Annotated in this window: 26 protein-coding genes and 1 other annotated feature; of the genes, 25 read left to right on the forward strand and 1 reads right to left on the reverse strand. The window is 49.0% G+C overall.

Features of this window, described 5'->3' with window-relative positions:
* Positions 1-29 precede the first annotated feature (29 nt).
* From GC097_RS29655 to GC097_RS29680, 6 genes are all read left to right on the forward strand, one after another.
* Positions 30-926, forward strand: a complete 897-nt coding sequence (locus tag GC097_RS29655; protein ID WP_171686867.1) for an RluA family pseudouridine synthase — start codon at positions 30-32, stop codon at positions 924-926.
* A 111-nt stretch (positions 927-1,037) separates the two neighbouring features.
* On the forward strand, positions 1,038-2,126 hold the full coding sequence (locus GC097_RS29660; RefSeq protein WP_171686868.1) for a LysM peptidoglycan-binding domain-containing protein: 1,089 nt from the start codon (positions 1,038-1,040) through the stop codon (positions 2,124-2,126).
* 530 nt (positions 2,127-2,656) lie between these two features.
* A complete protein-coding gene (locus GC097_RS29665; RefSeq protein ID WP_171686869.1) occupies positions 2,657-5,326 on the forward strand; it encodes a valine--tRNA ligase in 2,670 nt (889 codons plus the stop codon).
* A gap of 61 nt (positions 5,327-5,387) precedes the next feature.
* Entirely contained in the window at positions 5,388-6,773 is a 1,386-nt protein-coding gene (locus GC097_RS29670; RefSeq protein ID WP_376768435.1) for a bifunctional folylpolyglutamate synthase/dihydrofolate synthase, read from the forward strand.
* A gap of 7 nt (positions 6,774-6,780) precedes the next feature.
* Positions 6,781-8,169 (forward strand): UDP-N-acetylmuramate--L-alanine ligase, encoded by a 1,389-nt coding sequence (gene murC / locus GC097_RS29675; RefSeq protein WP_171686871.1) that lies wholly within the window; start codon positions 6,781-6,783, stop codon positions 8,167-8,169.
* A 153-nt stretch (positions 8,170-8,322) separates the two neighbouring features.
* Positions 8,323-9,678 (forward strand): SPOR domain-containing protein, encoded by a 1,356-nt coding sequence (locus tag GC097_RS29680; RefSeq protein ID WP_171686872.1) that lies wholly within the window; start codon positions 8,323-8,325, stop codon positions 9,676-9,678.
* Between the two features lie 58 nt (positions 9,679-9,736).
* Here GC097_RS29680 and GC097_RS29685 read toward each other — a convergent pair whose 3' ends face one another.
* Positions 9,737-10,975 carry an N-acetylmuramoyl-L-alanine amidase gene (locus GC097_RS29685; protein WP_171686873.1) on the reverse strand — a complete coding sequence of 413 codons (1,239 nt, stop codon included), beginning with the start codon at positions 10,973-10,975 and terminating at the stop codon, positions 9,737-9,739.
* A gap of 146 nt (positions 10,976-11,121) precedes the next feature.
* On the opposite strand from GC097_RS29685, the gene GC097_RS29690 reads away from it, so the two are divergent.
* The 19 genes from GC097_RS29690 (at position 11,122) to GC097_RS29780 (ending at position 26,727) form a co-directional block, all read left to right on the forward strand.
* Entirely contained in the window at positions 11,122-11,364 is a 243-nt protein-coding gene (locus GC097_RS29690) for a DUF4321 domain-containing protein (RefSeq protein WP_171686874.1), read from the forward strand.
* 51 nt (positions 11,365-11,415) lie between these two features.
* Entirely contained in the window at positions 11,416-12,024 is a 609-nt protein-coding gene (locus tag GC097_RS29695; protein ID WP_171686875.1) for a Maf family protein, read from the forward strand.
* A gap of 99 nt (positions 12,025-12,123) precedes the next feature.
* On the forward strand, positions 12,124-12,576 hold the full coding sequence (locus GC097_RS29700) for an RrF2 family transcriptional regulator (protein ID WP_171686876.1): 453 nt from the start codon (positions 12,124-12,126) through the stop codon (positions 12,574-12,576).
* 110 nt (positions 12,577-12,686) lie between these two features.
* A complete protein-coding gene (gene radC / locus GC097_RS29705; protein WP_171686877.1) occupies positions 12,687-13,376 on the forward strand; it encodes a RadC family protein in 690 nt (229 codons plus the stop codon).
* A 35-nt stretch (positions 13,377-13,411) separates the two neighbouring features.
* Positions 13,412-14,449, forward strand: coding sequence for a rod shape-determining protein (locus tag GC097_RS29710; RefSeq protein ID WP_171686878.1), 1,038 nt, complete (start codon positions 13,412-13,414; stop codon positions 14,447-14,449).
* A 34-nt stretch (positions 14,450-14,483) separates the two neighbouring features.
* Entirely contained in the window at positions 14,484-15,335 is an 852-nt protein-coding gene (mreC, locus tag GC097_RS29715) for a rod shape-determining protein MreC (RefSeq protein ID WP_171687014.1), read from the forward strand.
* Positions 15,336-15,348: 13 nt separating this feature from the next.
* The gene (mreD, locus tag GC097_RS29720; RefSeq protein ID WP_171686879.1) at positions 15,349-15,876 is read left to right on the forward strand and encodes a rod shape-determining protein MreD; all 528 of its coding nucleotides are present in this window, start codon (positions 15,349-15,351) and stop codon (positions 15,874-15,876) included.
* 72 nt (positions 15,877-15,948) lie between these two features.
* Positions 15,949-16,605 carry a septum site-determining protein MinC gene (minC, locus tag GC097_RS29725; protein ID WP_171686880.1) on the forward strand — a complete coding sequence of 219 codons (657 nt, stop codon included), beginning with the start codon at positions 15,949-15,951 and terminating at the stop codon, positions 16,603-16,605.
* A gap of 38 nt (positions 16,606-16,643) precedes the next feature.
* The gene (gene minD, locus GC097_RS29730; RefSeq protein WP_171686881.1) at positions 16,644-17,438 is read left to right on the forward strand and encodes a septum site-determining protein MinD; all 795 of its coding nucleotides are present in this window, start codon (positions 16,644-16,646) and stop codon (positions 17,436-17,438) included.
* A 7-nt stretch (positions 17,439-17,445) separates the two neighbouring features.
* Entirely contained in the window at positions 17,446-18,594 is a 1,149-nt protein-coding gene (locus tag GC097_RS29735) for an FtsW/RodA/SpoVE family cell cycle protein (protein WP_171686882.1), read from the forward strand.
* 469 nt (positions 18,595-19,063) lie between these two features.
* Positions 19,064-19,960, forward strand: coding sequence for a M23 family metallopeptidase (locus tag GC097_RS29740; RefSeq protein WP_171686883.1), 897 nt, complete (start codon positions 19,064-19,066; stop codon positions 19,958-19,960).
* Positions 19,953-20,828: a M50 family metallopeptidase gene (locus GC097_RS29745; RefSeq protein ID WP_171686884.1), complete on the forward strand. Its 876-nt coding sequence runs from the start codon at positions 19,953-19,955 to the stop codon at positions 20,826-20,828. The genes GC097_RS29740 and GC097_RS29745 overlap by 8 nt, the downstream gene beginning before the upstream one ends.
* Positions 20,829-20,851: 23 nt before the next feature.
* The gene (locus GC097_RS29750; RefSeq protein WP_171686885.1) at positions 20,852-22,015 is read left to right on the forward strand and encodes an Rne/Rng family ribonuclease; all 1,164 of its coding nucleotides are present in this window, start codon (positions 20,852-20,854) and stop codon (positions 22,013-22,015) included.
* Between the two features lie 53 nt (positions 22,016-22,068).
* Positions 22,069-22,159: a sequence feature (ribosomal protein L21 leader region), on the forward strand.
* Between the two features lie 13 nt (positions 22,160-22,172).
* Positions 22,173-22,484, forward strand: coding sequence for a 50S ribosomal protein L21 (gene rplU, locus GC097_RS29755; RefSeq protein WP_127455312.1), 312 nt, complete (start codon positions 22,173-22,175; stop codon positions 22,482-22,484).
* A gap of 11 nt (positions 22,485-22,495) precedes the next feature.
* Positions 22,496-22,849, forward strand: coding sequence for a ribosomal-processing cysteine protease Prp (locus tag GC097_RS29760; protein ID WP_171686886.1), 354 nt, complete (start codon positions 22,496-22,498; stop codon positions 22,847-22,849).
* A 4-nt stretch (positions 22,850-22,853) separates the two neighbouring features.
* Positions 22,854-23,165 (forward strand): 50S ribosomal protein L27, encoded by a 312-nt coding sequence (gene rpmA / locus GC097_RS29765; protein ID WP_171686887.1) that lies wholly within the window; start codon positions 22,854-22,856, stop codon positions 23,163-23,165.
* A gap of 137 nt (positions 23,166-23,302) precedes the next feature.
* A complete protein-coding gene (locus tag GC097_RS29770) occupies positions 23,303-24,109 on the forward strand; it encodes a Spo0B domain-containing protein (protein WP_171686888.1) in 807 nt (268 codons plus the stop codon).
* Positions 24,110-24,161: 52 nt separating this feature from the next.
* Positions 24,162-25,463 carry a GTPase ObgE gene (gene obgE, locus GC097_RS29775; protein ID WP_171686889.1) on the forward strand — a complete coding sequence of 434 codons (1,302 nt, stop codon included), beginning with the start codon at positions 24,162-24,164 and terminating at the stop codon, positions 25,461-25,463.
* 190 nt (positions 25,464-25,653) lie between these two features.
* Positions 25,654-26,727, forward strand: a complete 1,074-nt coding sequence (locus GC097_RS29780) for an anthranilate phosphoribosyltransferase (RefSeq protein ID WP_171686890.1) — start codon at positions 25,654-25,656, stop codon at positions 26,725-26,727.
* Positions 26,728-26,795: the final 68 nt, after the last annotated feature.

Consider the following 26,795-nt stretch of genomic DNA (forward strand, 5'->3'; position numbering starts at 1 on the left):
CTATTCTCTTTTCATAGAGGAACACGTTCATGACAGCGTGGAAGCGCAGCGGCGAATGGTTGGAGCTGCCCCTTCCGAATGCGGCGTGGAAGCCATTGAGGCCAGGGGCCGTAGACGAAATTGCAGCTTTGCTGCCCGTGCCTCGCAAATACTTTTTGCGCTTAGCGTCTCAGGGTCGTATTCGGGTTCAAGACGACTTGGTGAGACTCCAGGTGTTTCCGAATGAAGAAGGAACCTTCAAACCTGAAGAGCATGATATTGAGATCCTCTTTGAAGATGATTTCTGTCTAGTCGTCAATAAACCGGCAGGGATGTCCGTTCATCCTTCGGAAGCGGGCCAAGGCGGTACGCTGGCTTCGGCAGTCGCTTCCTATTATCAATCGACAGGTCAAGCCTGTGCCGTGCGGCATATTCATCGTTTAGATCAAGATACGACAGGCGCTGTACTATATGCTAAAAATGAATGGGCCCATGTCCTGCTCGATGAAGCCATGCGCGATAAGCGGATTGACAGGCGTTATGTAGCGATAGCGGAAGGCGTATTCAAAACGAAGCAAGGGGTCATAGACGCACCTATCGGCAAAGACCGCCATCATTCCGGCAAGCGCCGAGTGACTCCCGGCGGAGATCAAGCGGTGACGCACTACCGGGTACTTCGCCAACTGAAACATGCAGCGCTGGTAGAATTGGAGCTGGATACAGGCCGAACGCATCAGATTCGAGTCCATCTAAGTCACCTCGGCCATCCGCTTGCCGGAGATTCTCTATACGGGGGTTCTTCCCGTTTATTTCACCGCCAAGCCCTCCATGGGGAGAGGCTTACCTTCGAGCATCCTGTTACGCAAAAGCCGATTGAAGTTCATGCGAATTTGCCGCTTGATTTTCAGCAATTGCTGGCCAAAGTCGAGGCTGCGACAAAAATGTAGTCATGCCATGCTCTTCCCACCCATATACTTAGAAAGACAAACAAGTAAATGGTCCAACAATCCGAGAATGCCCTCCGGCATCCGGGGTTGATGGAAGGGAGGATTAATCCGGTGTCTGAACAACAACCAGGTCTAAGATTCGATATCTATGAGCGTGTTCACTTGCAAGAGAATTTGGCGGGTATACAGGAGTTGAACGATGTAGAGTTGTCTCCTCACATTCAGGTGCTTACTTTGGATGATCAAGCGATACTGAAAGGGAATTTGCTGTTGACAGGCAATTATGCCAGTGAAGAAGGGGGAGCGCCCAGACTGCTAGAGCATTTGATTCCAGTTGAGATCACATTGCCTTTAAATCGCATTCATCGTGTGGAAGATATTCAAGTGGAGATTGAGAATTTCGACATTGATTTGCTTTCCGCGAGAAGTTTGAATGTGACGGGCGTGCTGTCTCTGCAAGGCGTCGAGATCGTTTCTGCACCGGTAGAGAGCTGGAAGGAAGAAGAGGAAGTTACGTTCGTGCATGAGGTCGATATCCAACGCTTCGAGCCGCCTCCAGCCAATCCCACACAGCCGATTCAAGAGGCTCCGCGCGAAGAACCAACCCCCATGCCATATCCGGAGTCCGTTCCACAAGAGCCGCCAATGGTTCATATGATGCCTGAACCAATGCCGGTGAATGAAGCTTCTGTCTCCGAGCATTCTTCACAGCCATCACCGCCGGCCATTGAGGAAGATGAGTATAGTGATGGCGGTTCGGCCATCGTCGAGATTGAACAAACCGAATTGAAGGTGACCCCCCATTCGGACAGCACGGTGGTTACGGAAGAGAAGAAGGATCTCAAGGTTGCGTTCGGCAAAAAGGCCAACGAGGCAGTGGACCTCAACCCGTACGGCCTCAAATCGTTACTTTCAAAAGCGGGCTCTTACCTTACGGATAAGAGGCGGGCGGAGGAAGAAGCGCAGGCTGCGCTTGCTGAGGAGTCGCGGATCGATGCCGTCGAATGGAAACGGCTGTTCCTTCGCCAGGCGAATTCGCAGGAATTTAGAAAGGTCAAAATGTGCATCGTTCAAAAGGAAGAAACGTTAGAGGCGATTGCCAAGCGCTATCAGATTAACCCGCGCGAGCTGCAGCTTTTGAACCGGCTCAGCGATCAGGAGATTTCGGCAGGGCAGGTTATCTATCTGCCAGGGCAATAAACCGGATACATAAACAAAAGCTTCTGGCTGCTTTCGCGGCTAGGGGCTTTTATTTTTGCCGGAACATCTTGATTCGTGCAAGCATATTTTACACATAATCGGTAATACTGGAATGATATATTGACTCTATTTGAAATGTTCGTTATCATATGATGTAAACCATTTTGAGTAATACTGGAAACGTTGATAGGGAGTAGTAGGCGGAATGCCCTTCAGAGAGTGGAACTGCAGCGCTGAAAGGTTCCATAGGAAGCAACCGAACGAAGTCGCCCTGGAGTTGTGAATGTGATGGCAAGCGTCCGCTACTTGCGGAATAGCTGACTTAGCATTTGCCGGCCGCAGCCGTTATCTGTTTGAGAGCCACGCGCTTCATGCATGAAGCTGCGCGGAATAAAGGTGGTACCACGGAAGCAAGCCTTTCGTCCTTTGCGGGCGGAGGGCTTTTTTTGTTTGATTTGACCCGAAGCCAGCGCTTAATTACAGGCCCCAAAAGCCTATTTAACAGATATAACAGTGATGGAGGTAATCTTATGACCGAAGCGAATGAAATCAAAGAGCAACTGCAAATGCCTACCACGTACGATCCCAAAGAAGCGGAGCGAAAGTGGTATGACTACTGGATCAAGAATGACTTTTTCAAGGCGGGCAGCCGTCCGGATGCGGAAACTTACACCATTGTGATCCCGCCTCCTAACGTAACGGGCATGCTGCATATCGGGCATGCGCTTGATTTTACCCTTCAAGATATTCTAGTTCGTACGAAGCGGATGCAGGGCTTTGACACGCTTTGGCTGCCTGGTTCCGACCATGCGGGTATCGCTACGCAAACAAAAGTCGAGCAAAAGCTTCGTGAGGATGGTCAATCCCGCTATGACCTGGGCCGCGAAAAATTCCTGGAGAAAGTTTGGGAATGGAAAGAGCATTATGCGAACACGATTCGCGAACAATGGGCCAAAATGGGCTTTTCGTTGGACTACTCCCGTGAGCGTTTTACGCTGGATGAAGGGTTGTCGCAAGCGGTTCGTGAAGTTTTCGTAAGCTTGTATGAGAAAGGGCTTATTTACCGCGGCAACTATATTATTAACTGGGATCCTGCGGCCCGTACAGCGCTTTCGGATATCGAAGTTGAGTATAAAGAGGTTCAGGGTGCGCTTTATCACTTGTCCTACAAAACGACGGACGGATTGGATTCCATCGTTGTCGCTACCACGCGTCCTGAGACGATGCTTGGCGATACGGCCGTTGCTGTTCATCCGAAGGATGAGCGGTATCAGCATCTGATCGGCAAGAAATTGCTGCTTCCGATTGTAAACCGCGAGATTCCGGTCATTGCGGACGAGTACGTTGAGAAAGAGTTCGGCAGCGGCGCCGTCAAAATTACGCCTGCCCACGATCCGAACGACTTCGAAGTCGGCAAGCGCCATGAGCTTCCGCAAATTCTGGTGATGGATGAAACCGGCACGATGAATGCGAATGCAGGCCCATACCAAGGCAAAGACCGGTTCGAATGCCGCAAGCAAATCGTTGCCGATCTGAAGGAACAAGGCGTTCTGATTAAAATCGAAGAGCACGTTCACCAAGTAGGTCACAGTGAGCGCAGCGGCGCCGTCATCGAGCCGTATCTGTCCACGCAGTGGTTCGTGAAAATGCAGCCGCTTGCCGATAAAGCCATTGAAGCGCAAAAATCCGGCAAAGGCGTAAACTTCGTTCCGGATCGCTTCGAGAAGACTTATCTGAACTGGATTGAAAATGTTCGCGATTGGTGCATTTCCCGTCAGCTATGGTGGGGCCATCGCATTCCAGCTTGGCATTGCGCGGATTGCGGTCAAATCACCGTTTCCCGTGAGGACGCTTCCGCTTGCTCACACTGCCAAAGCACAAACCTGAAGCAAGACAACGACGTGCTTGATACTTGGTTCAGCTCTGCCCTATGGCCGTTCTCCACACTCGGCTGGCCGAATGAGACTGAGGACCTTAAACGCTACTACCCGACGAATGTTCTAGTAACGGGTTATGATATTATTTATTTCTGGGTTGCCCGAATGATTTTCACGGCCCTTGAATTTACGGAGCAAATTCCGTTCAAAGACGTGTTGATGCATGGTCTTGTACGCGACTCCGAAGGCCGTAAAATGTCCAAATCGCTTGGCAATGGCGTAGATCCGCTAGAGGTGATCGAAAAGTATGGCGCAGATGCTATGCGCTACATGATTTCCACGAGCAGCACGCCGGGGCAGGATCTCCGCTTCCGATGGGAGCGCGTGGAGCAAGCGCGGAATTTTGCCAACAAGATCTGGAATGCGTCCCGTTTTGCGCTTATGAATCTCGAAGGCGTTACGGCCGCAGATATCGATTTGACGGGTCAGCTGGGTACGGCAGACCGCTGGATTCTGCATCGTTTGAACGAAACGGTTCGCGACGTAACCCGTTTAATTGACAGCTATGAATTCGGCGAAACCGGCCGCTTGCTGTATAATTTCATCTGGGATGACCTCTGCGATTGGTACATTGAGTTCAGCAAATTGAGCTTATACGGAACGGATGCCGCTGCGAAGAAGAAGACGCAGTCCGTCCTGGCCTATGTGCTTGACCGCACGCAGCGTTTGATTCATCCGTTCATGCCGTTCATTTCCGAAGAAATCTGGCAGCATTTGCCGCATGAAGGCGAAACGATTACGCTTGCTTCTTGGCCTACCGAGAATGCGGCGTTCGAATCCCCAGATGCTGTTCGCGAGATGGAGCTATTGATGGATGCCATCCGGTCCGTTCGTAATATCCGCTCTGAAGTGAATGTGCCGATGAGTAAAAAGGTTGAGCTGCTGATCAAGCCGGCAAGCAGTGAAACGCAAAGCATTCTTCGTAACAATGAAGAATACTTGAAACGTTTCTGCAATACGTCCCTGCTGCAAATCGACGCCGAAATGGCTGCGCCGGAGAAAGCGATGACGTCGATCATTACCGGAGCCGAGCTGTTCTTGCCGCTGGCCGGGCTGATCGATATCGCCCAAGAGCTTGTGCGCTTGGACAAAGAGCTGCAAACTTTGCACGGTGAAGTCGAGCGTATTGAGAAAAAGCTGGGCAACGAGGGCTTCGTGGCCAAGGCGCCTGCGAAGGTGATCGAGGAAGAGAAGGCTAAACTTGCCGACTATGCGGATAAGCGGGACAAAGTGATAGCTCGTTTAGCGGAATTAAAAGGATAATTGAAGGAAAACCAACGATTGCCTAGGTACGTATACAAGGTGATTCATATAGTAAATGAGGATGAGATCGATGAACGAATTCAAAGACAACCATCCGGCAGCTTTCCAAAGCGCGCAGGAAGCGATCGCCTGGATCGTTGGCCGGATGGAGAAACTCGGCATCAAACCGGGACTTCAGCGAATGCAGCTGATGATGGAAAAGCTTGGTCACCCCGAACGCAGATTGAAATTCATTCACGTAGCAGGGACGAACGGCAAAGGCTCCACATGTGCGTATTTGTCTTCCGTCTTGCGGGCATGCGGCTATGATGTGGGGACGTTCACGTCCCCGTATTTGGAAAAGTATACGAACCGTATCCAAGTGAACGGCGAGGATATTCCGGATGACGACCTGCTTAGATTGGTGAATGACATGAAGCCGGTCATTGACGAGATTGCCGAAACAGAGCTTGGCTCCCCGTCGATGTTTGAAATTTCTACAGCTCTTGCCATTATGTATTTCGGCAAGGTGGCGTATCCCGATTATGTGGTATGGGAAACGGGCTTAGGGGGCAGGCTGGATAGCACGAATATCGTGAATCCGGTTGTGACCGTCATTACCAATGTAGGCCATGACCATATGGACATTCTTGGAGATACGATCGAAAAAGTAGCCTCAGAGAAGGCTGGTATTATTAAAGCGGGCGTGCCCGTTATTACGGCAGCGCAGCCCCATGAAGGCTGGAGCGTAATCGAGCAGGCGGCCCGAGCGAAGAAAGCGACGCTTTACACGCTTGGCGATCAATTCGATTACGCGAATGTGACAAGCGAGCTGGATCTTCAAACTTTTGATTTCAGGGGCCCGTTCCGGCCGATCCCGGGCGTGCCGATCTCGCTGAATGGCGAGCATCAGCTGAAGAATGCCGCCGTGGCAGTGATGACGTTGGAAGTGCTTCGTCAATATTATGCCTGCATCGTTGACGATGAAGACCTGTATAAGGGGCTGAAAGAAACCCGTTGGCCGGGCCGTCTCGAGATGATTTCGAACGAGCCCCGCATTTTGCTTGATGGCGCGCATAACCCTGAAGGAGCCGCGACACTTGCCGCTGCGCTCCAAACCGTATACAGCTACCGAAAGCTGAATCTGATGATGGGAATGCTTTCGACAAAGAATCATACGGGCTACCTCAGGCATATACTACCATTGGTGGATACACTTATTATTACGGAACCCGATTTTCATAAAAAAGGGGATGCCTCTATGCTCGCAGAGCTTGCACGTGAGCTTCTTCACGATATGAACCGTGAGGTCGATATCGTGGTTGAGCGCGATTGGAAGCGGGCATTAGAACTCCTTACAAGCAGAACTGAGCAGGATGATCTGGCGGTCGTATCCGGCACGCTGTATTTAATCTCTGATGTTCGTTCTTGGATTACCTATCAAACCGATTCTGAAAAAGGATGGTGAGAACGGCGTGAGTCAAGCTGAACACGTACATTTTATAGGCATCGGCGGATACGGCATGAGCGCAATTGCCAAAGTCATGCTTGAGATGGGATACCGGATTTCCGGTTCCGACCTGGCACACCAAGAGTTAACGGAAAAGTTAAAGGCGAAGGGCGCGCAAGTTTATATCGGGCATGAAGCCCGCAATGTTTCGGGTGCTGATTTGGTAGTTTACTCGACAGCCTTATCCAAAGATAATGTGGAGATGCAAGCGGCGGAAGAATTGAATATTCCTGTTATTCACCGCTCCCAGATGCTCGCCAGACTGATGAATGAACGCAAAGGAATCGCGGTTGCGGGCGCTCACGGCAAAACGACGACATCTTCGATGATCGCTCTGGTCATGGAGATTTGCGGTATCGATCCTACCTATATTATAGGCGGCGAAATCATGAATGTGGGCAGCAACGCCAAAGCAGGCAAAGGTGATTTCGTTGTGGCGGAAGCCGATGAGAGCGACGGCACTTTCCTTCAATATCACCCTACGCTTGCCTTAGTGAATAATATCGAAGCGGATCACTTGGAGAACTATAACGGTGATTTCGAGAACTTAAAGAAAGCTTACAAGCAGTTCCTCAGTCAAGTGAGACCCGGAGGAAAAGCGATTGTCTGTCAAGACGATATGTTCTTGCGTGAGATGATTCCGTCTATTCAAAGCGAAGTCGTTACGTATGGAATAGATAATGATGCTGACTATATGGCCAGCGATATTTCCTTAGGCGACCGCAAGGTTACGTTTAACGTCCATTGCAAAGGTACGCTGCTAGGGGAAGTCAGCTTGTCCGTACCAGGTAAGCACAATGTATATAATGCGTTAGCTACGTTGATCACATGTTTGGAAGCTGGACTGCCTTTTGAGAAGATTGCCGAGGCCATTCAAGAGTTTCGCGGTGCGAAGCGTAGATTTCAAGTGCTTGGGGAAGTGGAAAACATTTTGGTCATTGATGATTACGCTCATCACCCGACTGAAATTCAAGCGACGATTTCCGCTGCCAAAGCGACAGGCAAACGGATCATTGCCGTCTTCCAACCGCAACGCTACACACGAACCTATTATTTATTCGAGCAGTTCAGCCGTTCTTTCGATGAGGCTGACGAGGTTATTATTACCGATATTTATTCTCCCGCTGGCGAGAAGCGAATTGAGGGCGTAGATTCAGCCAAGCTGGTTGAATTGATTAAGAGCAACAGCAATCCCAATGTACAGCATATTGCCACAAGGGATGAAGTTCTCCACTACTTAATCGACCATGTGCAGCCGGGGGATCTGGTACTGACCATGGGAGCGGGGGATATTTGGAAAGCGGCAGACGGCTTAGCCAAATCACTGCGCAAGAAATACGAAACGAACGGTTAGAGGAAAGATCGCTGTAAGCCAATTGGCTGGAGGCGGTCTTTTTTTGCATTACCGAACATATTTCAACTCTCTCAATCATAATCTAGTAACAGAAGATTTGGACAAGATGACGGCTGGACCGTTTCCAAATACATTTTACGAGGAGTGAAGAGAATGAGTAAAGCAAGAATTACGTATCGTTTCGATGCCAAAGAGCCTGCAGAACCTAACCGCAAAGCCTCGCGAGTGCCGGTTTCGGAAGAGAAGGTAATCCCACTCTATCAGGAAGAGTTCAAAGTAGTAGCGAATGAGACGAAAGACGTCCGTAAATCCGAGGAGATTTCTCCCTATCATCAAGCTGAGAGAGAGCAGGTAGAAAGCTTATTTGAACCGCATGCGCTAAATACGTTTACGACGGATTTTGGGGGATGGAGCAGTCAGATTGAGACGGAAGGCGAGCGAGTCGAGCGAATTATTCGCGAATCCCAGTCTGTCCGGGAGGAGCAGAGAGGCAGAGAAGTTCCTGTTGAAAGACAGGAGCAGGAGCCGATTACGGAGCGAAACCGCGACGAGTGGTCAAGCTGGACGCAGAGGGGCCCCTTTGTAGAGCCGGAAACAGGCGCCAGATATGCGAAGTCGAGCGGTGCGCCCTGGATTCGCATTGCCACTTCGGTAGCCGGAGCTGTCGTTACGGGGATCGCTTTCGGATTTTTTGTCCTCTCTATGTTTTCATCGTCCGATCGTATCGCAACAGAGGCCGCACAGGGCAAAAATACAATAGCCGTGCCTTCGGCTAACGTGCAGGCGGCTGTTCCATCGAAAGCGCCGGTCGGAGCTGCCAAAACGGGCACAGATCAAGCATCCGCGCTGCCGGCGACGGCCGCTGCCGTGACCCCGGTTCAAATTCCCGCTAAATCTTACACGATCCTGCAGAATGGCGTTTTCAGTTCCTTGCAGGGAGCCCAAGCCATCCAGGATACGCTGAAAAAGAAAGGGTTGGCTTCTGCACTGGATACCTCGGATAAGCCCACGGTATTCGTAGGATTTGCCAAGAATAAGGATGACGCCAACACCCTTAGACAACAAGTACAAACAGTGGATAAATCGATAGAAGTGTATATCAAAAGCTTGGATATTCCGGCTGCGGCGGGAATCCGTTGGGGTGGTCAAAAGCCGGAGGCGGTTCCTTCTTTTCTAGCAGAAGGGGATAAGCTAGTGAATACAATTAATGAAATGGCCGTAATTCATCTTGCGGAAACGAAGCCGACTGCGCTTTCGGACAGCTCCTTGCAAGCCATTCACGCCTCCCATCAGTCCCTGACAACATTGTCCGCGTCACTCAATGAAGGCTTAAACGATGACGCCAAGCCCATTGTTCAAAAGATGACATCCTCGCTAAACAGCGCCGTGCAGTCCATGGATGAGTACAAGAAAAGCCCATCCACAGCGATGCTGTGGCAAGCTCAAACATCCATGATGCAGTACATCCTTGCACAGAAAGAACTTCTTAAGAAAATCAGCGTATCGTAACTAAAAAAGCAGCGTATCTGCCAGAGCTTTAAGATAAGCCTCTGAAGATACGCTGCTTTTATTTTGCGTAATAACGATCCAACAAGGCAGCAATCTCTGCGCGTGTCATCGTTTGCTCCGGTTTGAACGAAGTATCGGTGATTCCGTTAATAATGCCTTTTTGTTTCAGCGCATAGATCGCTTTCGCGCTCCACAATTCTGCGGGTACGTCGTCGAACGATACCTTAGGAGAGGCGGTTTGCCCCGTGCTTTTTGAAGTCATTTGGATAAGCCGGTCGAAGAGATAAGCGACTTCCCCGCGTGTGATCGGCTGCTCGGGACGAATCGTACCATCGGCATAGCCTTGAAGCAGGTTCAATTTCTGGGCTTTGGCGAAAACAGGACTTGCCCAATAGGAAGGGGACAGGTCTTTGTACGTTTGATCAGCCGTCTGGCAGGCATAAACCGCAGTGGTTACGGTTCCGCTTGGCGCACAAGCCGCCTCTAGTGTGCTGAATGAAAATACCCGGTCCATCAAGGTAAGGAATTCGGCTCTTTTCAAAGCGCGATCCGGCTCATACCGATTGGCGATGCCGTCAATAATTCCTTTGTTCTTCATGCGAAGGATGGCCTCTCTTGCCCAATGCCCAAGGGAATCTGTAAACATAGGCGGCGTATAAGCAGCAATCCCGTTTGCAATTCCCAGTGCCATTTTGGATCGCACCGCATCGTTCGCAAGCAATGCTGCATCGCTGGATTGGCTTAAAAAAGCAGTTTCCACAAGAATGCTTGGAATGCTTCCCATTCTGGCTACATAGACCGCACTTGGCACTAGTCCTAAGTTTTTGGTGCCGGCAGCGGAGACTAGCGCATCCAAGACGTGCTGCGCCAGATCTTTGCTGTAAGGCGTCAACTGTTTCATTTTCTCGCTAGCGGGATAATCTTCTTGGGGGTACGCGTTGTCGTAGTAGAGCACCATGCTTCCATTGGCTGTGCCGTTCGGGTGCGAATTGGCATGGACGGAAACGAATAAATCCGCTTGCAAGGCATCAGTGAAGTCAACGCGCTGCGCGAGTGACCAGTACGTGTCATCCGTTCGTGTCATGACAACCTCGTAGCCCCGATTGGTTAGCTCTTCCCGGAGCTTCTGGGTGATATCGAGGTTGACATCTTTTTCTCGTAAACCGTTTACCCCAATAGCACCGGGATCGCTCCCGCCATGTCCGGCGTCAAGTACAATTTTGTAGGCGAAGGCTTGATAGGGAAACGCTATCGTAAGTATAAAAGTGAGCAGGACAAGTTTTTTAAGTAATGTCATTGTTGAAGTACCTCCGATAAACTATCTTACTAGGATCAGCTCAGGTTGTAAGCAGGTAACAATCACCATTCGGCTACTTTTTTCATGGAAAAAAATAGTTTGTACCCGTATAATAGGGCTTGTACATAGAAGAGAGGATGACAGCGATGAAGAAAGGCACCTTTACATTAGTCATATTTCTAATTATCGGCTTGATAACCGGGATTATTGTAGGCCAATTGCTGGCTTCTGTGCCTGCTTTGTCTTTCTTGACCAAATCGGCCTCTATCACTTGGGATCCCAAGGCAGATTTGCAAGTTGTGAAATATGAGCTGCACCTTCTGGTGAGACTAAACTTATGCAGTATTCTTGGATTAGTGGGGGCCTTCCTCCTATATCGCAAGCTATAGTCGGCATTGAACCATTTTACGGAAATTATTGAAAGCTAGGAGCTGTTTCTTTTGAGTAAATCCCTTAACCCAGAACAAAGACTTATTCTTGCATCTTCCTCGCCGCGGAGGCAGGAACTGATTCAATCGCTCGGACTACCCTATATCATTCGGGTGAGCGACGCGGATGAGACCGTAGAAGGAAAAATAACGCCTTCCGAGCTGGTGGAAGTTTTATCCGTACGCAAAGCGTCAACGGTTCGGGACATGCTGGAGTCCGACGAAAAGCACGGGATTATTGTTGGCTCTGACACCATCGTCGTGCTTCAAGATGAGGTTCTGGGCAAACCTGTAGATGAAGAGGATTCCTTCCGGATGCTGAAAGCTCTGCAAGGCACAACGCATCAAGTATATAGCGGGGTTGCCTGTGTTGATGCACAAACAGGGAAACACGTCGTCTCGCATAGCGTGACCCATGTGAAGATGAAATCGATGGCAGATGCTCAAATTCGCCGATATATTGCAACCGGAGAGCCTAAGGATAAAGCGGGTTCTTATGCGATTCAAGGGATCGGAGCCACCATCGTGGAATCGATTGCAGGCGACTATTTTACCGTTGTGGGGTTACCGCTTTCCTTGCTGAGCGATTTGCTGCTGAACTTTGATATCCAAGTCTTGTAATCTTTCGGTTTCTGGGCGTTCATACATTGACTGTGTAATCTGTAACGGTTACAATGACAGTAAGCGACACGACTTCGCATTCTTCAGGGAGGAATGGCCATGAACAGCGAATTTACGATAGCCGTCCACAGTCTCGTATTTCTTGCTAATTTGCCTGATCATATGGCAACCAGCGAAGAAATTGCTGCGAATGTATCCACGCATTCCGCCCGTATCCGCAAAGTTATGGGCTTTCTGCGAAAAGCCGGTTACGTTTCAACCAAAGAAGGCATCGGAGGCGGATTCATTTTCTGCCGCAATCCGGATGATGTGACTCTGGGTGAAATTTACCGCTTGACCTGTCACGGCTCTTTGAAGCCAAGTTGGTGCTCCGGCGATGAGAAAAATAAGAACTGTATGATTTCATCCAAAATGGATAAGCTGATGGGAAATGTTTTCGCTGACGCAGAAAAGCAGATGGAATTGTACTTCGATGGTTACACCATCGGCAGTATGCTGGAACGAATCAAAGCGTTCGGATGTCCGCAATCGAATAATGAGCAGTTGTCCTAGAAGCCCTCGGATCTTAACCATCCGGGGGTTTTGTGTCGTTTTAAGACCCTTGTCGGTATGAATGGGATGCGGATAAGTAACATAACCTACAGAAGGAAAGAGGGGAATTGATGGAAGTCACAAGTTTATTGCTGCGCGAAGTGCCGTTAGAGGAAAGACCTAGAGAGCGAATGCTCCAATATGGAGCCGGAGCCTTGAGCCATGCCGAGCTGTTGGCGATTATTCTTCGAACGGGGACGGTTTCGGAGTCAGCGGTTCGTCTAGCCAACCGCATTCTTAGCGAATCCGGGGGATTGCGAAGTCTTGTAGACATGAGCAAAGACCAGTTAACGCAGATTAGGGGCATCGGTGATGCAAAGGCACTGCAAATTATGGCCGGTATTGAGCTCGGGCGCAGAATTGCCAAAAGCAAATTCTCGGAGCGTGTGACCATTCGTTCCCCGAAGGATATTGCAAATTTGCTAAGCGAAGAACTTCGTTATTTACAGAAGGAGCATTTCGTTTGTTTATTTTTGAATACGAAGAACCACGTGCTTGCGCAAGAAACTCTCTCCATGGGCAGCTTAAACGCATCCATTGTCCATCCCCGCGAAGTATTCCGCGCAGCCATTAAAAGAAGCAGCGCCTCCATTATCTGTGTACATAATCATCCTAGCGGTGACCCCACGCCAAGTCCGGAGGATATACAGCTAACCCATCGGTTAGTGGAAGCCGGAACAATAATTGGTATTGAAGTGTTGGATCATGTTATCATAGGTGATCAGAGATTCATAAGTTTGAAGGAAGAAGGCTTTATGTAATATAATAGGTTGGCAATAGGAAAGGAGTAACTGCCATGTTCGGAGGCTTTACGAAAGATCTAGGAATCGATTTAGGTACAGCGAATACACTGGTTTATGTAAAAGGCAGAGGAATAATCGTTAGAGAACCGTCTGTGGTTGCTCTACGTACGGATACGAAAACAATCGAGGCTGTCGGAGACGCAGCAAAAAAAATGATCGGCCGCACGCCGGGCAACATTCGTGCGATTCGCCCCATGAAGGACGGTGTCATTGCGGATTTCGAAACGACGTCAACGATGATTCGCTACTTTTTGAGGCAAGCTCAAAAACAGCGCTGGTTATTCCAGAGGCACCCAAATGTTATGGTTTGCGTGCCATCCGGCATCACGGCCGTTGAGAAGCGCGCTGTCGAGGACGCAACGAAACAGGCAGGCGCGCGTGAAGCGTACACGATTGAGGAGCCGTTTGCTGCAGCGATCGGGGCTGATCTCCCGGTGTGGGAACCGACCGGAAGCATGGTCGTGGATATCGGAGGCGGAACCACGGAGGTTGCGGTTATCTCGCTTGGAGGGATCGTAACGAGCCGCTCCATCCGTATCGCCGGCGATGAAATGGACGATGCCATCATTCAATACATTAAACGTACATACAATTTGATGATTGGGGAACGTACGTCGGAGACGCTCAAAATGGAAATCGGCTCCGCACTGCCGATGGAAAAACCGGAAACGCTCGAAATCCGCGGACGCGACCTTGTTTCCGGATTGCCGAAGACGATGAGCGTAACGTCCGACGAAATTACGGAATCGCTGACGGATACAGTTAATGCGATCGTTGAGGCTGTGAAGGTTACGCTTGAGAAGTGTCCGCCTGAATTATCAGCGGATATTATGGACCGCGGGATTGTGTTAACCGGGGGCGGCGGCTTGCTGCGCAATCTGGACCGTTTGCTTGCCAGGGAAACCGGCATGCCTGTCCTTGTTGCAGAGAATCCGCTCGATTGCGTGGCGATTGGAACAGGCCGCGCCTTGGAAAACATTCATTTATTCAAAAACAAGTCAGGATCAAGTTCGCGATATAAGAAGCGTTAATATTCGTTAGAAGGTGCTCATTTTGTTCAAATTCATGGGAAACAAGAGGCTGATATTCCTGATGTTCGGTCTAGTCTGCTTCTTTATATTAATGGGATTAACACTGGGGAACCGAGCACCGATGACATGGCCGGAGAAATTTGTCAAAGACTCGGTATCGTGGACGCAAGGACTCTTCTATAAGCCCGCTGCGCAGGTAGCGGGTTTCTTCGAAGATATCCGGCAGCTAAGAGTTATTTATGAAGAAAATAAGACGCTGAAGCTGACCCTTACACAGTATGCACGGGATACGCAGCGTCTGAATGAGTTGGAATCGCAGAATAAGCGGTTGATGGAAGCGCTTGGCTTCACAGAGCGACAACGTCAGGCTAACGTGTATACGTATCGGATCGCTGAAGTCGTTACCATTGATCCGGATCCGTACAACAGTACGGTTACAATTAATCTCGGCGACAAGGACGGCATCAAAGAGAATATGGCCGTCATGACCGTTGACGGATTGGTGGGTAGAGTAAGTAAAGTGTTCGGCTTCCATTCGAACGTGCAGCTGCTGACGGAAATTACGGATTCCGACAACAACTCCAAGGCGATTGCCGTCACTGTGAAGGGCAATGAGAATCAACCCTTCGGGATGATCGAATCCTTTGATTCCAAAACCGGCGAGCTTGTCATGAACAAGGTAGAACATGAGGGCGATATGAAAGTCGGAGATACGATTATTACATCAGGCTTGGGACAAGTATTTCCAAAGGGTATTGAAGTAGGGACGATCTCTTCCATCGGACCGGGGGAATTCGGGATCACCTATAAGGTTATGGTGAAGCCTAAAGCATCGTTTAACCGTATCCGTGAAGTATTTGTGGTCGAAGTTCCGGAAGTGAAATGAGGTGAGCCGTTACGTGAATCGACATCTGCTGTGGCTCATTCTTTTAGGTTTGTTTATTTTGCAAGGCTCCATTGTGGTTTGGCTGCTTCCGGCCTCATGGCAAGGCAGCGTGCATGTTACACCCCATTTTACTCTGGTTTTTATTTTGTTCATCGGTCTTTTTCATCATCGGCATTCCGCACTTATTTATGGGCTTATATTCGGTCTGTTGCACGATTTTAACTATTATGGGGCGATGCTCGGCGTCTATTCCTTCGGGATGGGACTAACCGGTTATTTGGCCGGTCTGGCACAGCGCAGACAGCCTAATTTGATTTTTTATAATTTGCTCATCACCGGAGTCGGTTTACTGTTGTTTGAGTTCATCAATTATGGCATTAACCGCTTGTTTAAGCTTATTGACATTGATTTGAATTTTGCTCTCACCCACTACATGCTCCCAAGCGTTCTGTTTAATTTGCTTTTCGCCTTGGTTTGCTATGTCCCTATTCGCAAGCTGCTTGAAGGAAAACGGAGCGTGCCTGCGAACAGTGAAGATTAATTTTCCAGGCGGTTAGCAGGAGAATCTACGACATGAGCCGAAATGTATAGGTTGGGAGGTCGTCATTCAATTATGTCTGTAGCTAAGCACCACGTGATGATAAAAGGGGTCAAAGATGGCCTCGTATTTTTACTAAACGACGCATGCGAGTGGCAAGATTTGCTGAAAGAGCTGCAGCATAAGCTGGAGAAGACGCATCAGCAAATATTGACCGGACCAATTATTCATGTGCACGTTAAATTAGGCAGCAGAGAAGCAACCGAGGAGCAGAAAGAAGAAATCAGATCTGTCATCAAGCAAAAAGGCAATCTGCTTATTCAATCGATTGAAAGCGAGCCTAGGAAGGAAGCTGCCGTAGAACCTGCCGCCCAAATGTCCACACTTAAAGGAATGATTCGATCGGGACAAACGCTCCATCATGAGGGCGATTTACTATATTTAGGCGATGTTAATCCAGGCGGAACCATTACCTCTACCGGGAACATTTATATTATGGGCTCACTTCGCGGAATGGCGCATGCGGGAATCGACGGCGATGATAAAGCGATCATTGCGGCATCTCATATGCGTCCGACTCAATTGCGGATCGCCGGAATTATTAGCCGTTCACCCGACGAGTGGGGAATTGAAGAGGCTTTTATGGAATTTGCTTATGTAAAAGATGGTAAAATGGAAATCGATAAGCTTCATCAGCTTCATCGGATTTGGCCTGATTCGAATTTTAAATGATAGCTTTTTATAGAAATTAGCTCATGGGGTGAGAACAAATGGGAGAAGCAATCGTTGTTACTTCGGGAAAAGGCGGCGTTGGTAAAACAACGACTTCAGCAAATCTTGGAACAGCATTGGCACTTTTAGGGAAGAAAGTATGCATGGTGGACACCGATATCGGTTTGCGCAACTTGGATGTCGTTATGGGACTCGAGAATCGGATTATCTATGACCTTGTGGATGTCGCGGAAGGACGCTGCCGTTTGCCGCAGGCCTTAATCAAAGATAAGCGCTTCGAAGAGTTGTATCTGTTGCCTGCTGCTCAGACGAAGGACAAGCATGCGGTGTCGCCGGAGCAAGTGAGAGATATTGTGCTTGAGCTCAAGAAAGATTTCGAATTCGTGATTATTGACTGTCCGGCCGGCATCGAGCAAGGCTTCAAGAATGCGGTGGCCGGCGCAGACAAAGCAATCGTTGTAACGACCCCGGAAAATGCCGCTGTACGTGATGCCGACCGCATTATCGGATTGCTTGAGAACGAGAAAATCTCCTCGCCAAAGCTGATTATTAACCGTATTCGTCCGGTGATGATGAAAAAAGGCGAGATGCTGGATATCGATGAAATCTGCTCGGTACTCGCCATTGATTTGTTAGGCATCGTTCCCGATGATGAGCATGTCATTAAGGCGGCCAACGCAGGCGAGCCTACCGTTATGAATCCGTCTTCCCGCGCGGCGATTGCTTATCGCAACGTGGCACGCCGCATCTTGGGAGACACGGTGCCGCTCATGCAGCTCGAAGATAAAACAGGCTGGGTTAAACGTATGAAAAAGTTTATCGGAATAGGATGATCGTGCTGTGCTTGCGAAACTGAAAAACATCGATATTCCTATTGTTATCATCTTGTTTGCCTTCATGGTCATCTCCACGATGACGGTTTACAGCGCATCCGTGGATCACCCGTCGATTGTTATCTCGATTACCAAAATTCTTATTCTATATGCCGTCGGCTTAATTTCCTTTCTAGCCTGCAGTCTTTTTGATTATCGTGTACTCTTACGGATTGCTCCTTATTTGTACGGGATCGGCATCGTATCCTTGGTTGCGGTTTATTTTTTCGGTAAAAAGATTCACGGCGCGCGCGGCTGGTTTGAGCTTCCGGGAGGGTTAACTTTCCAGCCTGCCGAGCTGGTGAAGCTGATTCTGATTATTTGCGTAACAGCGCTGCTGGCCAAGCGCGGCGGCGAGCTGCTGCAAATCAAAAACGATTTAATCCCAGTATGCGCGGCGGTGCTGCTGCCGTTCATCCTCGTTCTAATTCAGCCGGACTTAGGGAATGCAATTATTTTCGTCATTATCCTGCTCGGCATGCTTTGGATCGGCAATATCAAATACACGCATGTCTTGTTGAGCGTCGTTATTTTTGCAGGGCTAGGCTTCCTGCTGCTCACCCTGTATAAGACGTTTCATACTAGTTTGTATGATGCGCTCAAAGGCTTCGGATTCAGCCACTGGATGGATCGGATCGACACGTACTTGTATCCCCAAGACGTGACGGAAGACGATAGTTATCAAGTAAAAAATGCGATCAGAGCCATCGGGTCAGGGGGGCTGGAAGGCGAGGGCTACCTGAAGGGAACCTCAGTCCACAGTAACTTCATTCCTTTTGCTTATTCGGATTCCATCTTTGTCGTGGTGGGGGAAGAATTCGGCTTCAGGGGCTCCGCTGTTCTGCTTCTTATTTATTTCTTGCTCATCTACCGCATGATTCTGATCTCCATCCAAAGCACTCAAATAAGCGGAGCTTATATCGTGGTTGGCGTCGTTTCCATGTTCGTCTTTCAAATTTTTGAAAATGTAGGCATGATGATCGGAATTATGCCATTAACGGGAATCACGCTACCTTTTGTTAGTTATGGAGGAACCTCTTTGCTGATTAACATGCTTTCGCTTGGTCTGGTCATGAGCGTTAAGCTGCATCAGGAGCGTGAACCGGAATTGTTCTGACAAGTAAAGGTACAGCACACTCCAATAAAATGAGGATGCTGTACCTTTTTCGATATGATGGACTTTACAGAGAGACGGCGCTTACACCCCGAAAATGGGGGGCGCTGTCTTTTTCTGTTGAGCATGAATTGTGCGTAATAGAATTAACGGGAAAAAATCCTGCTATTTTTCGCAGTTGCCCATATTCGGAACCAATTAACTGGAAATACTTCCGTTAATTACATCTCATTCACCTAATTCGTGGAGATTGCGCTGAATTAGATGGTGAAATTCCAGTTAAACTGCTCAAATGTTTCCCTCATGTGGAATTAGCGGGAGAATCTCCAGTTAGCAGTTTGGACAGAAGAGATTCCATGCGGGTTTGTCACATAATCTTGTCCTTCTTCTCATAGGCTGTACTATGTGAGATTTGCAGGTACGCCGATAGGCAGATTGCTTTCCGGACGGAAAACATGTGGGAGGGGCTGTCATGGAAGTCAAAGATAAAGTGAAACAAAGGCGGTTGGAACGGCTTCGGAACTTGCGCGAGGCAGCGGACAATTCCAGCCTGAGTGGAAGTCCGGCGAGAGCAAGCCGGCTCTTGGATCATGGCGCGCCTTCTAGACAACAGCCGGAGCTGCCGCTCTATGTGGATGCAGATTGGAAAAGGCGCATGGAGGAAGATCCCGAGTACGCCTGGCGGCAGAAATTATTGATGGATAAGACGCTAAATGGCGGCGTGGATCCAGCGGGTGGTGAGCGAGGACTGTTTGCGCCTCCTTCGCCGCGTAAAATAACGGTCAAGCTATTGATTAGCTGCGTCATATTTGCGGCGCTGTACGCTATGTTTCAGATCAATCAGCCATGGGCAAACAAAGGGAAGCAGTTCGTTGCTGCTTCGCTCACTCAGTCTTATGATTTCACGGCGCTCTCCGCTTGGTATACCAATCAGTTCGGGGGCTCCCCGTCGTTTATTCCAAGTTTTAACCGGGATGGGGATGAAGCCGTTAAAGTGAGCACGTCGAAGCGCACGATGTTTGTCCCTGTCAAAGGAAGCATCCTCAAACCGTTCGATGGAACCAACCAGCTTGGCGTTACGCTGAATACAGCGGAATTTGCGCCGGTCTATGCGCTTGATACAGGACAAGTCGTTTTCTCCGGCATGACGCCTGAAACCGGTATAACGGTAATCATACGCCATCCGGGAGGGCTGCAATCGTTATATGGCGGTTTAAGCGAGGCAAGTGTGGAGGCGGGAGACTGGATGAAAGTGGGTGAACCTATCGGCAAGGCATCCAAGAAAGATCCGGCGAAAGGGACGATATATGTTGCTTTTACGAGAGAAGGCCGCCCTGTCAACCCAACGGATGTGATTTCCTTTGATTAAATTCTTCGGAACAACTTATCGGTTTCATCCGTTATTTACGCTCGTTTTGATCGGTTCTGCCCTGACAGGTTATTTTTTGGAGGCTATCACCTTATTTGGCATCGTTCTCGTTCACGAACTCGGCCACTTGGCTGCCGCAAACGGCTTTGGCTGGCGGGTGAGGGAAGTGCAGCTGCTCCCATTTGGCGGCGTGCTCGTTGTGGATGAGCTCGGCAGCGTACCGACCTGGGAAGAGCTCGTTGTTGCGTTAGCCGGCCCGATGCAGCATGTATGGCTAATCCTTCTGGCTCTTTTTATGAAGTGGGTGGGGGCAGGATCAAGCAACTGGTGGGATTACTTTATCGAAGCGAATGTGATGATCGGGCTGTTCAATCTCCTACCTGTCATGCCGCTGGATGGCGGCAAAGTGATGCAGTCTTTGCTCGGGTACCTGTTGTCTTACCATAATACGATTTTGTACACCGTGTGGATTTCCATGTTTTTAAGTTTGGGTATCATTGTCATGGCTATTATCCAGCTAATTAGCGGTCAGCTGCCGTTAAATATCCTGGTGATCGGCATTTTCTTGCTAGTGTCCAATTGGTACGCTTACCGGCAACTGCCGTATCACTTTTTTCGCTTTCTTATCAGTCGCGGGAGCCGGGTGAGCCGTCTGCTAAGCCGCGGGACGTTGGCGCAGCCGATCGTCATAACGAAGCACCGGACGATGGCGGATACCTTGAAGCTTTTTATGCGGGAAAAATATCACTTAATCTATATTGTCAACGAAACGGGACGTATTCAAGCCATTGTGCCTGAGCAGCAATTGGTGAGCGGTTATTTAGATGGAAAAAAACCGGGGAGTGCAGTTTCCGATCTTTTCATGTAAAATAACTGTTGAGGTGAACGTGTATGAAGCAACTTATAATTCACTGCGCACCGGAACTTACACAAGCGGCTTTGCTGGAAGAGGGTCGCCTTGTTGAGTATGATTCGCAGTATCCGCTTGATTCCCAAAGAGCAGGCAGCATCTACATGGGTCGCATCGTCAATGTACTTCCCGGCATGCAAGCAGCATTCGTCGATATTGGACTTGCGAAGAATGCCTTTCTTTATATAGACGATCTCCTCCCTGTCCATTTGGACAAGCAACCGAAAATTAAACCCTCCATAACGGAACTTGCCGAAGTGGGGCAGACACTCATGGTACAGGTATCGAAGGATCCGCAAGGCACTAAGGGTGCCAGAGTAACAACTCATGTTTCTATCCCTGGCCGCTGGATTGTGTACATGCCAGGCGCCGATTACATTGCAATCTCCCGAAAAATCGATTTGGAAGCCGAAAGACAGCGCCTCAAGCAGTTGGCAGAGGGCAATTTACTTCCGGGTGAAGGGGTTATCCTGCGTACAGGCTCGCTCGGTCAAAGCGAAGAAGCGATCCGTGACGATTTGCAAAACTTGCGGGATCTGTGGCAAACTATCCAATCCAAAGCGCATGGGGCAGAGGCTCCCGAGCAGCTTTATCAGGATCTTGATCTTTTGCCGCGGTTAGCCCGAGATGTTATTACTTCGGATGTGAATGAAGTTTGGCTTAATGATGCCAAGGTATTTGAAGAAATGAGACAATTGCTTCGCAAGCAGCACCCAAGCTGGCGGGGGCGAATCGCTTTTTACGACCGGAAAATTCCTCTGTTTGATCAATTTGGCGTAACGGAACAACTGAATCAGAGCTTTAGACGCAAGATTTGGCTGCCAAGCGGGGGATATTTGATTATTGATCAAACCGAAGCGCTCACAGTTATTGATGTGAACACAGGCAGATATACCGGTTCCATTGATCTGGAACAGACGGTTACGGATATTAATCGAGAAGCGGCAAGTGAAGTTCCGAGACTTTTGCGTCTTCGGAATATAAGAGGCATTATTATCGTTGATTTTATCGATATGACTTCAGAGGCAAACCGCGCCGCGGTCATGGAAAATATCACGCAGGCTGTGCGCAAAGATCGTTCCAAAACGATTATCGTTGGCTGGACGAGGCTGGGTTTGCTTGAGATGACGCGAAAACGCAAATAAAACATTGCATATCAAAATATATCTGTGATATAATACTCGGAGTGTGTTGTTTAGGCATGCTGTAACCGCGCGAAACGGGTTCAAGCACGGCATTGGATATTTATCCACGGCCGTCACCTGGACAAGGCGAGTCTGAGACATGAGGAGGTCATGAAAAATGTACGCAATTATTGAAACTGGTGGTAAACAGTACAAAGTTCAAGAGGGCGATGTTCTTTACATCGAAAAATTGAACGCAGCTGAAGGTGAAGTTGTTTCTTTTGATCGTGTGCTTATGGTATCCAAAGAGAGCGGCGTAGTTGTAGGTGCTCCATTGGTATCCGGTGCTGCAGTATCCGCGAAAGTGGAGAAACACGGCAAAGGCGCGAAAGTTATCGTGTATAAGTACAAACCGAAAAAGAACTACCACAAAAAGCAAGGTCATCGTCAACCATACACAAGAGTTGTAGTTGAGAAAATCCAAGCGTAAGAGGCGGCCTTATGATCTACGTGACCATAAAGCGTCTAGTACCGGATTCACCTCAAATTGTATCTTTTGTAGTGGAAGGCCATGCTGAATATGACGTACCTGGCAAAGACCTAGTCTGCGCTGCAGTATCGGCGGTTACGTTCGGTACATATAATTCGATTGAATCGCTAACGGGTGTCATTCCCATTCACGAGATGAAGCGGGGCTTCATGGATATTACGATACCAGAGAGCGCTCGTGCTGTACCGGAGAATTGGAATAAAGTCCAGGTGATTCTGGAATCGATGGTCGTCATGCTACAAACCATTGCAGAAAATTACGGTGACTATATAACGATTGAAATAATCTATCACAAAGGAGGATAACATCATGTTGAAATTGGATCTCCAGTTTTTCGCTTCCAAGAAGGGTGTAGGTTCCACAAAGAACGGACGTGACTCACACTCTAAGCGCCTTGGCGCAAAACGTGCTGACGGTCAAACCGTTACTGCGGGAAGCATTCTCTATCGCCAACGCGGTACGAAAATTCACCCAGGAACGAACGTGGGCATTGGTTCGGACGATACACTTTTCGCTTTAGTACAAGGCGTAGTGAAATTCGAGCGTTTAGGCCGCGATCGCAAAAAAGTGAGTGTATACCCAGTTGATGTAGCTCCTGTGGCTGCAGCTCTAGAAGCGTAATGAGAATCCCTGGCGAGCGATAAGCCCGTCAGGGATTTTTTCCTAATAAGAAGCAAACCTCTAAACGCGGTCGCTCATTTCCGAATGGCCAAGGGCAGAGGTTTTCTCATTTGTTTGGTGACGTTTGCAAGATAGCCATGCTATACTTGATGGACGGTTACAAAGCGGGAGAACGGAGCGGACATGGGATGAAACGAGTGGTCAGCGCACAAGTTTATTTATTGGCACTTGTGCTCATTGGATTAACGGGGATGATGTTTCTGGAACCCTGGATCGTCAGGGCGGCATTGCTCCTAATCATCGTTATTTGCGGCTACGCAGCTTTCAAACTGCAAGTAAGCAGCGTTAAAGAGAGACGGAATCAAGAGCTTCGGGAGCAGGAAGATCTTGCTCAGAGAAATTTGATTCAGGTGATCAACCGATTGCGTCACGATTGGATGAACGATACCCAAATATTATTTGGCTATATTCAGCTGAAGAAGTTTGATAATTTACAGCCTTATATGGAAAAAATAAAAATGAATATGCAGCAGGAAAGCAATCTTTCCAAGCTGGGCATCCCTTCGTTAATTGCTTATTTGCTCATATTCCGAGTTCAGTCGAAGTCATTAGAGCTCGAAGTTGCGTTAGATGAAGAGATTAACTTAGGACAACTTCCTCTGAGTGGCGGTCTGATTGAAAAATTGGTAAGGCAAACGGTTGAATGTGTGCAAATGCATGCGGCAGCGGGTGAGGATGAAAGCGGCAAACTAAGCTTGGAATTCGCACTTCAAGACGATGGCCTGCTGCTGGATTTCGTCTATCAAGGGCCTTATCAAAAAGAACGGCTCGAGAAAGCGGTTAAGGAAAGCGTGGGTACTCAGGCGGGCTTATATTCACTCGAACATAATGATTGGCAAGAAGGAGAAGCAGTTATTACAATAAGGCTGCCGTTTCTTTTATAATAGAGGGGTCTTTAATTGAAGACCAAAGTCTTATCTTAGTTGAGGTGTTGAAATGTTTGTAGATAAAGCGAAAGTGTTTGTAAAAGGCGGCGACGGCGGCGATGGATTAGTGGCGTTCCGGCGCGAGAAATACGTACCGGAAGGCGGTCCTGCCGGCGGTGACGGAGGCAATGGCGGCGATGTGATTTTCCGTGTCGACGAAGGTTTGCGTACACTGATGGATTTCCGCTATCAGAAGCATTTTAAGGCGGATCGTGGCGAGAAGGGCCGCAACAAGTCCATGCATGGCGCTAATGCGGAAGACATGATTGTTCGCATTCCGCCAGGTACGACGGTTATCAACGATGATACGCAAGAAATCATCGCAGACTTAACGCGACACGGCCAGGAAGTCGTTGTTGCCAAAGGTGGCCGCGGTGGCCGGGGCAACACTCGGTTCGTGACGCAGCGCATCACGGCTCCGGAGATTGCGGAGAACGGCGAGGAAGGCGTTGAGCGCTGGGTTGTACTGGAGATGAAGGTCATGGCAGACGTCGGCCTCGTCGGTTTCCCCAGCGTGGGTAAATCCACGCTGCTGTCGGTTGTTTCTGCTGCAAAGCCGAAAATTGCAGCGTATCACTTCACAACCCTTACCCCGAACCTCGGGGTTGTGGATGTCGGTGACGGCCGCAGCTTCGTTATGGCGGACCTTCCGGGTCTGATTGAAGGCGCCCACGAGGGCGTGGGGCTCGGCCATGAATTTCTGCGCCATGTGGAACGGACGCGAGTTATCGTGCACGTAGTCGATATGTCTGCGGCAGACGGGCGCGATCCTTATCAAGATTTCCTCATGATCAATGAGGAGATTAAGCTCTACAATGCGAAGCTGGAGCAGCGTCCGCAAATCGTTGTAGCCAATAAAATGGACATGCCAGAGTCCGAGGATAATCTTGCCTTATTCAAGGAGCAGCTTGCTGCCGACGGCAAAGAGCTTGAGGTGTATCCGATCTCGGCGTTAACGCGAGGCGGCGTGCAGGAGCTTCTCTACAAGATATCTGACATTGTAGAGAGCATACCGCATGCGCCTGAAGTAGAGGGCGTAGCTGAGAAAGAAGAGCGCAAAGTGTACCGCTTCGAGAAACAAGAGGAGAATGATTACACCATTCGCCGGGTAAACGATACGTTTGTAATCGAAAGCCCTTCGATTGAGAAGTTGATCAAACGAACGAATTTCAGCACGCCGGATGCCGTCGCGCGATTCGCTCGCATTTTGCGCAACATGGGAATCGATCAAGATCTGCGCAGCCGTGGCGCTGTTCATGGGCAGACGATTCAAATCGGTGATTTTGATTTTGAGTTTGACGAGAAGGGCTAATAGAAACGCTCATCCTTAGGGATGGGTGTTTTTTTATATCCAAAAAGGGAAATAGGGTGATATTAATGTCATATAACTTGACATAAAAACTGGAAAGTATTACGATTTCGTTATGAATCTCAGTTGCGTGTTATAAATTATGACATTAAGGTGAACGGCTCACTAATCCATAAGGGAAGGGGGAGAAACGATGAAAAGATGGATTCAAGCTCTAGGGTCGGGTCAGCAGGGAACAACGCGCGATTTATCCTACGAAGAAGCCGTTGAAGCAGCGCATGAAATGGCGAGAGGGGACTCCACAGACGCGCAATGCGCGGCTTTCTTAATGGCGCTTTGCATGAAAGGGGAAGCGGATGAAGAGCTGAGGGCATTTATTGATGTTTTCCGCAGCTATTCTTTGCATTATCATCCTTTTGCGGATTCACTCAATTGTGCGGGTCCATCGGAAGGTCGCCAATTTTTTCCTGTCACATTGCCGGTTAGTCTCTTGCTCGCCTCAGTGGGTTTCTCCCAAGTGCTGCACGGAGGAGACTCGATCCCTTCAAGACGGGGAACAGCCATGCAAGAAATTTTGGAAGGCTTCGGCGTCGCCATGGATCTGGCACCAAAAGCATGGGAAACGATGCTGTTTCATCTGCACATTGGATTTCTACAAACCGATCAGCTTTGCCAGCCGCTCGGGAAGTTGAAGCAGGTTCGTGAGCAAATAGGACTGCGTACGGTCCTCAACGTGATAGAGAAAGTGATGAATCCCGTGCAATCCATGAATATGATTATTGGCGTCAGTCAGCAGAAGACGATGGAGTCGCTGATACCGATTTCCATGAGATCAGGCATACAAAATGTATATCTCGTGAACGGAATAGAAGGTTCCGGGGATCTGCCCATCTACCAGAACAGCACGATTCGGATCGTTACGCCATGGGGGGACGAGGCACGAGTGGTGGAACCGCAGAAATTCGGCTTCCGGAGCGGACCGCTGCAGCCTATGGATAAAGTTGATCAGCTGTCGATGCTGCGCCGGATTATTGGTGGAGAAAATTCCGATGAGGTGAAGCGGGAGCGCGATCATGTCATTTTTAATGCGGGCCTCAGATTGACGTGGTTCGATAAAGTAGGCAGCTATGAGGAGGGCTTTCAACTAGCGGAATCGTTGCTGCAAAGGAAAGAGGCGCAGAAAGTCATGCAAAAATGGGTGGATCAAAGCCACCGTTTCACACTTAAAGATTATCCTCGCACGGATAACTCAGAGAAAATTGGATGAAAGACTTTCCTGCATGCTGTTAATTCGGCTAAGGAGGTCTTTTTTTTGGCCTACCCCCTGAAACAAAC

Source organism: Paenibacillus planticolens (assembly GCF_013141725.1).
GTDB classification, from domain to species: domain Bacteria; phylum Bacillota; class Bacilli; order Paenibacillales; family NBRC-103111; genus Paenibacillus_E; species Paenibacillus_E planticolens.